8 protein-coding genes are annotated in these 7218 nt (G+C 60.9%); 3 read left to right on the top strand and 5 right to left on the bottom strand.

The window, feature by feature from the left end:
* Positions 1-450: coproporphyrinogen III oxidase (locus tag D6877_RS16105; protein WP_130911431.1), on the bottom strand; the 450-nt coding region annotated here is incomplete at its 3' end.
* A gap of 150 nt (positions 451-600) precedes the next feature.
* Here D6877_RS16105 and D6877_RS16110 point away from each other — a divergent pair.
* On the top strand, positions 601-1578 hold the full coding sequence (locus D6877_RS16110) for a quinone oxidoreductase (protein ID WP_130911432.1): 978 nt from the start codon (positions 601-603) through the stop codon (positions 1576-1578).
* 179 nt (positions 1579-1757) lie between these two features.
* On the opposite strand, the gene D6877_RS16115 is transcribed toward D6877_RS16110, so the two are convergent.
* The 4 genes from D6877_RS16115 to D6877_RS16130 form a co-directional block, all read right to left on the bottom strand.
* Positions 1758-2525: a hypothetical protein gene (locus D6877_RS16115; RefSeq protein WP_241662912.1), complete on the bottom strand. Its 768-nt coding sequence runs from the start codon at positions 2523-2525 to the stop codon at positions 1758-1760.
* A 163-nt stretch (positions 2526-2688) separates the two neighbouring features.
* Positions 2689-3246: an L-threonylcarbamoyladenylate synthase gene (locus tag D6877_RS16120; protein WP_130911486.1), complete on the bottom strand. Its 558-nt coding sequence runs from the start codon at positions 3244-3246 to the stop codon at positions 2689-2691.
* Positions 3247-3302: 56 nt separating this feature from the next.
* A complete protein-coding gene (gene dprA / locus D6877_RS16125; protein ID WP_130911433.1) occupies positions 3303-4400 on the bottom strand; it encodes a DNA-processing protein DprA in 1098 nt (365 codons plus the stop codon).
* An 84-nt stretch (positions 4401-4484) separates the two neighbouring features.
* A complete protein-coding gene (locus D6877_RS16130) occupies positions 4485-5510 on the bottom strand; it encodes a LysM domain-containing protein (RefSeq protein ID WP_071173929.1) in 1026 nt (341 codons plus the stop codon).
* A 159-nt stretch (positions 5511-5669) separates the two neighbouring features.
* Between D6877_RS16130 and def the strand changes: the two genes are divergently transcribed.
* On the top strand, positions 5670-6176 hold the full coding sequence (gene def, locus D6877_RS16135; protein WP_016772378.1) for a peptide deformylase: 507 nt from the start codon (positions 5670-5672) through the stop codon (positions 6174-6176).
* A 57-nt stretch (positions 6177-6233) separates the two neighbouring features.
* A complete protein-coding gene (fmt, locus tag D6877_RS16140; protein WP_130911434.1) occupies positions 6234-7193 on the top strand; it encodes a methionyl-tRNA formyltransferase in 960 nt (319 codons plus the stop codon).
* Positions 7194-7218 lie beyond the last annotated feature (25 nt).

Genomic DNA, 7218 nt, shown 5'->3' on the forward strand with positions numbered 1-7218 from the left:
CTCGGCGACGCGGTGCCAATGAATGCAGTCTTCTTCAACGCCGTAGTACGGGGTCAGGTCGAAACCGCCGCCAAACCACCAGACCGGTTCTTCGCCTTCTTTTTCAGCAATGAAAAAACGCACGTTGGCGTGGGAGGTCGGCACATGCGGGTTGTGCGGGTGGATCACCAGCGACACGCCGAGCGCCTCGAAACCACGCCCGGCCAGTTCCGGCCGATGGGCGCTGGCCGAGGGCGGCAGGCCGCTGCCGAACACGTGGGAAAAATTGACGCCGCCCTTTTCGATCAGCGTGCCGTTGTCCAGCACGCGGGTGCGCCCGCCACCGCCCGCCGGCCGGGTCCAGGCGTCTTCGACGAAGCATTTGCCGCCGTCTTCGGTTTCCAGTGCAGCGCAGATGCGGTCTTGCAGATCGAGCAGATAGGCCTTTACGGCGTCGGTGCGGGTCGTCATGGCTTCACCTTGAATCGGGCGGCGCCCGGGCAGGCGGGCGGCGCAAATGGGCGCGTAGCATACCATCGCAGACCGGCGCGCCGCAGTTGACGAAGATCAAGCAGGGGAGTTGGATAGAGGGCTTAGCAACGACCCAAGGAGAGCAGGCAGATGGTAAAGCGTATCCAGTTCCGCGCCCACGGCGGTCCCGAAGTGCTCGAATATGTTGACTACGAACCCGCTGCGCCCGGGCCGAATCAGGTGCGCGTGGCCAACCAGGCGATCGGCCTGAATTTCATCGACACCTATTACCGCAGCGGCCTCTACGCGCCACCGGCGTTGCCGTCCGGCCTGGGTTCGGAAGGCGCCGGCACGGTCGAAGCGGTGGGCAGCGACGTCACCCGGTTCAAGGTTGGCGATCGCGTGGCATACGGCAGCGGCCCGCTCGGCGCCTACAGCCAGTTGCATGTGCTGCCGCAGGACAATCTGGTGCACCTGCCCGATGAAATCAGTTTCGAAACCGCCGCCGGGGTCATGCTCAAGGGCCTGACCGTGCAATACCTGCTGCGCCAGACCTACCAACTGCAGGGCGGCGAAACCATTCTGTTCCACGCCGCAGCCGGTGGCGTCGGCTCGCTGGCCTGCCAATGGGCCAAAGCGCTGGGCGTGAAGCTGATCGGCACCGTCAGCTCGAAGGAGAAGGCCGAGCTGGCCAAGGCCAACGGCGCCTGGGCCACCATCGACTACAGCCATGAAAACGTTGCCGAGCGCGTGCTGGCACTGACTGACGGCAAGAAAGTCCCGGTGGTGTATGACGGCGTCGGCAAGGACACTTGGCTCACATCCCTGGACAGCGTGGCACCACGTGGCCTGGTCGTGAGCTTCGGCAATGCTTCGGGCGCGGTCGACGGCGTCAATCTGGGCATTCTCGCCGCAAAGGGTTCGCTCTACGTCACCCGGCCGACGCTGGCGACCTACGCCAACAACGCCGAAAACCTGCAACGCATGGCCGACGAGCTGTTCGAGATGATCATCAGCGGCAAACTGAAGGTCGACATCAGCCAGCGCCATGCACTGGCGGATGCGGCGAAAGCACAAACCGAACTGTCGGCACGGCGCACGACCGGTTCCACAATTCTGCTGCCATAACGCCTCAAGTTGATACTCGGCGAACTCTTCCATGAGTTCGCCGAGGTTCTTGTGGCTATATCAAGTACATCTTGCGGTGAAGTTTCTTCGCCGCAGGCCTGCGACCGGCAAACTTCCTGCGCAACTTCTTCGATTCATATACGAGCCATTTCTCAGCCCACTCTTCAATCACTGGCGGATCAATACTGACGGTTAAAAACATCACGATACTCCGGCTGATGCGCGTTCATGTTTACCGGCTGATCCAGGGCCATGAGGATTTGTCGCCACTCGGCAGACAATAGCCAATAATCGCCACGGGCACGTTGCTCGATATGCATTGCCTGCGAAGCGATCGGGGTCAGGCCGAAGCGCTGATACAGTTGCCGCTGTGGCGATCTGCACAAGGCCGTCACTCCCTGATATCCACGATCAATCGCCCATTCCGCAGCGGTGGCAAGCAGACCATTGACCGACACCGGCCGGTGCTGCTGGGAATGGGTGATCAGGCGGCTGAACTCGACGTGGCGCGCCAATGCCACAGTGGGAGACACATGATGCTGCGCCAGTGAAGCCCATTCGAAGGGCGCCGGGGTTGCCCGCAGCACCGCAATAAGCTGATCACGCTGATACAACAGAAAGTGCGTGCTGCGCGAGGTGATCGCCAAGCGGGTTTCCAGCGCCCGGGCTCTGGAGGTGAGCATGTAATGCTGCAATCGCAGGCGAAACTGCCGATTGATGAAGCGTTCAAATTCCCCGGCATCCGATCCTGCCTCAAGAATGGCCACACGATAGTCGGCCTGTTGATTCTTGAGTGTCTCCTGAAAGCCCTGCAGATAATCCTTGAGGTGTAAATCCGTAATATCCATTACTTCTCCGCAGCCATTAATATTTCGAAGTTGCTTCAAGCACATTGAAAGAATGGATGCTTTTGGAAATCTCGCCACTGCACGCGTTCTGATAATCACGTGGGAAAACTTACAGATATTTCAGACTCAAAGATCCGTCTGACGCATGCAAGAACAATTGCAACAGACAGGCTTTAAACAGCTGCAGAAATAATTGCAGACATGCGCAAAGCTCCTCGTCGATACCGCCGAGGAGTGCGCACAGAACACAAAAGAATTGGTGTCAGTCAGGACGAATGACGTCACCGCTCGCCAGGTCGCGGATCACGCTGGGGTTCTTGCGCCCGCCAAGGCTGCCGCCAAGCACCAGGTCGACCTGACCACGAAAATACTGCTCGATGCGCAAACGCGTGCGCGCCGGCGGTCGCCCCTGAGGGTTGGCCGATGTCGAAATCAGCGGCCCGACCAGCGAGCACAGGTCGCGCACCTGCGGGTGATCGCTGACCCGCAGCGCCACGGTGTCATGCACGCCCGTGACCCATTCAGGTAACAGATTCTGGTGCGGCACCAGCCAGGTGTTCGGCCCCGGCCAGGTGCTGGCCATGCGGTCGATCCAGTCCTGAGGGAAGTCCTCGAAGAGGAAATCGAACTGGCGGATGTTGTCGGCGACCAGAATCAGCCCCTTGCTCACCGAGCGGTTCTTGATCGCCAGCAAGCGGTCCACCGCATATTCATTCCACGGGTCGCAACCCAGCCCCCAGACGGCTTCGGTTGGATAGGCAATCACCGCGCCGGCGCGAACTTCACGCGCGGCTTGTTGCACACGCCAACTGTTGACCATGAAAAAACTCTCCCACAAACAGGTTTCGCGCAGTTTACCGATCTTCATCGTAAAACCTAGCTCGACCGCGCCAGCCAGCGACCGTTTTCGCATACCGCACGGCCTTCGATTTCCAGCTCGGTCAACGTTGCCAGCACTTTCGGCAACGCCCAGCCACAACTCGCGGCCAAGGCCTCGCTGGTGTGCGGCGCCGCGTGCAGCAGCGCCAGCAACGGGTGTTCGGCCTTCGCCGCCGCCGTGGATAACAGTGGCTGCTGCCAGCCGCGCAGGGCTTCGAGGATGTGTTCGATAGTCTCCACCAACACCGCCCCGTCGCGAATCAACTGGTGACAACCGCGCGCGCCGGGGTGATGGATCGAGCCCGGAATGGCATAAACCTCGCGGCCCTGTTCGGCTGCCAGCCGCGCGGTGATCAACGAACCGCTGGCAACGCTGGCCTCGACCACCAGCACGCCAAGGGACAACCCGCTGATAATGCGGTTGCGCCGGGGGAAGTTGCTCGGGCTCGGCCCGGCGTCCAACGGAAACTCCGAGAGCACCGCGCTGCCCGAGGCAATCATCGCCTCAGCCAGGCGTTTATTGCGTTGTGGATAAAAATTTTCCAGCCCCGTGCCGAGCACACCCACGGTCAAGCCGCCAACATCCAGAGCAGCCTGGTGGGCAGCGGCATCGATGCCCAGCGCCAGACCACTGTTGATGACAAAACCGGCCCCGGCCAGACTGCGGGAAAACGCCGCCGCCGTGTCCATGCCCGGGCGGGAAGCGCGGCGGCTGCCGACCATCGCCAGTTGCGGTTTTTCCAGAATCGACGGATCGCCCGCGACGAATAACAGCGGCGGCGGATCGGCAATTTGCGCCAGCAACGCTGGATAATCCGCTTGGTCCCACATCAATAAATGTTGGTCGGGGTGCTCTAGCCAGCGCATTGCGTGGCTGGCGCCGTCGCGCACCGTTGGACAACGCCGTGCTTCGGCGCAGGCCGCCGGCAACCCCAGTGAGCGCCAGGCACTGGCCGGCGCGCTGAGGGCTTTGGACGCCGAGCCGAAGGCTTCGAGCAATTTGGCAAAACGCTTGGGGCCGATATCCGGCATGCGGTGCAGGCGCAGACGCGCTTCCAGTTCCGCCGGGGAAATGGCCGTACTGACAGACAACATGAATGGATCATCCTTGATCGTTCTATGCTCCGAACCATTCGGAACAAGCTGTGGATAACTCTGTTGGTAACTTGTTAAGCAAGCTTACGGATTTCGCACCTTGTCGAGCACCGCCAGCGAGCGTGAAGCATTGAGGACCAGGCCGTAACTGAGTTTGTCGTAGGTGCGGAACACCATCAGCAGGCCGGCGCGTTCATCAGGAATCTTCAGCGGCTGCCCGGTGATCCGATCACGTACGGTTTCGCCGGTTTTCATCACCGCCAGAACATTGCCTTCGGCCAGACCGTCACGTTTGCCTTTGTTCAGGGTAACCACGTCCATCACACCGATCTGCGTAACGCCGCGTGGCACGTCAATAATCAGCCCGTCGATGGAACGCTTCGGCGCGCTGGGCATGAAAGTCGAATTGATCGAACGTTCTTCACCGCCGAACAAGCGGTCACCGAGGCGTACTTCCTGGGTGGTGCGTTGCAGGGCGAGGGTGGCGACGTCGCCTTCGGTGGCAACAACCTCGCCGCCGCCGATATCGTCGGCGTTGATGCCGAGGAATTCCTTGGTCTGCGGATCGGTGTAGACCTTGCCCTGGCGGAAGATGCCGTACACCGGTTGCTCAGGATCGAAATGGCCGCGGGCGAAAATGCGATCACCGGTACCGCTGAGCACCCGTTCGGCATCGCCGGCGACGATGTACGGCGCCTTGTCGAAGTCTTCGGCCTTGTCGACGATGCGGTTGCTCAGCAGAAAGCTGTTGATCGATTTCAGCGGAATGCTCGGAATCGCCTCGGCCACCGGGCTGGTGCGAATCCGTGGCGAGAGCTTGATCGTGCCGCGCGACTCGCCACGATGGACGGTCAGTTGCGGCTGGCCGTTGACGTAGCTCAGCGTCAGCGTGTCGCCGGGATAGATCAGGTTGGGGTTTTCGATCTGCGGGTTGGCCCGCCACAATTGTGGCCATTGCCACGGCTCGCGCAGGTATTTGCCGGAAATGTCCCAGAGCGTGTCCCCGGAAACCACCGTGTATTGCTGTGGAAAACCATCCCTGAGTTGCACTTGCCCTTGTGCGGCGCCGGCCGAAGCCAGAAGCAGCAGGGCGAGTAGTGTTTTCCTCATGCAGTGAATCCCTTTATCATGTGCATTCGCGTGAATCGTCAGAGCCCCCGTGGCTCGCTTCTGTTTTTCAGAAGCTACGCTTCACAACGGTAGCCTGCATCTTCGGACCCGCCAGGCCATCGACCCGACTTTACTCAACGTGTGCAGCAATCGAAGCCTATGGCCATTTTAAACATCCTCGAATTTCCGGACCCGCGTCTGCGCACTATCGCCAAACCAGTGGCTGTAGTGGACGACGAAGTGCGTCAGTTGGTCGACGACATGTTTGAAACAATGTATGAAGCGCCGGGCATCGGCCTCGCCGCGACCCAGGTCAACGTGCACAAACGTATCGTCGTGATGGACCTGTCCGAAGACCGCACCGAGCCACGGGTGTTCATCAACCCCGAGTTCGAACCGCTGACCGACGAGATGGACCAGTATCAGGAAGGCTGTCTCTCGGTACCGGGCTTCTACGAAAACGTCGACCGCCCGCAGAAGGTCAAAATCAAGGCGCTGGACCGCGACGGCAAGCCCTATGAGCTGATCGCCGAAGGCCTGCTCGCGGTGTGCATCCAGCACGAATGCGACCACCTCAACGGCAAATTGTTCGTCGATTACCTGTCCACGCTCAAACGCGACCGGATCAAGAAGAAGCTGGAAAAGCTGCACCGCCAGAACGCTTGATGCCCCTCTTCAAAGGCTTGCTGCGGCAAGCCTTTTTCTTTTTATGAGACGCCTTTCATGACTGAGCCACTGCGCATTGTTTTTGCCGGTACCCCGGAATTTGCCGCCGAACACCTCAAGGCCCTGCTGAGCAGCCCGTACGAGATCGTCGCGGTCTACACCCAGCCGGATCGCCCGGCCGGCCGTGGGCAAAAACTCATGCCGAGCCCGGTCAAACAACTGGCCCTGGAAAATAATATCCAGGTGTTGCAGCCGCCGACCTTGCGCAATGCCGACGCCCAGGCAGAGCTGGCCGCGCTGAAGCCTGATCTGATGGTGGTGGTCGCTTACGGTTTGATCCTGCCGCAAGCGGTGCTGGATGTTCCGCGTCTGGGCTGCATCAACAGCCATGCGTCGTTGCTGCCACGCTGGCGCGGTGCGGCGCCGATCCAGCGCGCGGTCGAACACGGCGATGCCGAAAGCGGTGTGACCGTGATGCGCATGGAAGCCGGACTGGATACCGGGCCGATGTTGCTCAAGGTCGTCACTCCGATCAGCGCTGAAGATACCGGCGGCACCCTGCATGATCGCCTCGCCGAGATGGGGCCGCCCGCCGTGGTGCAGGCGATTGCCGGTCTGGCTGCCGGCACCCTGCAAGGTGAGGTGCAGAATGACGAACTCGCAACCTATGCACACAAACTCAACAAAGACGAAGCACGCATCGACTGGAACCGTCCGGCGGTTGAGCTGGAACGTCTGGTCCGCGCCTTCAATCCATGGCCGATCACCCACAGCACACTCAATGGCGAAGCGTTGAAAGTGCTGGCCGCGACCGTGGCCGAAGGCACTGGCGCTCCGGGTGAAATCCTCAGCGCCAGCAAGGACGGCCTGATCGTCGCCTGCGGTGCCCAAGCGCTGTGCCTGACCCGCCTGCAATTGCCCGGCGGCAAGGCGCTGAACTTCAGCGACCTGTTCAACAGCCGCCGTGAGAAATTCGCCGTCGGCAGCGTCCTCGGCGCAGCGGTGGACGCGCAATGAATCCGCGTCTGGCCGCCGCCAAGGC

It is taken from the genome of Pseudomonas sp. Sample_9 (genome assembly GCF_004307535.1).
In the GTDB taxonomy this organism is placed as follows: Bacteria; Pseudomonadota; Gammaproteobacteria; order Pseudomonadales; family Pseudomonadaceae; genus Aquipseudomonas; species Aquipseudomonas mercuritolerans.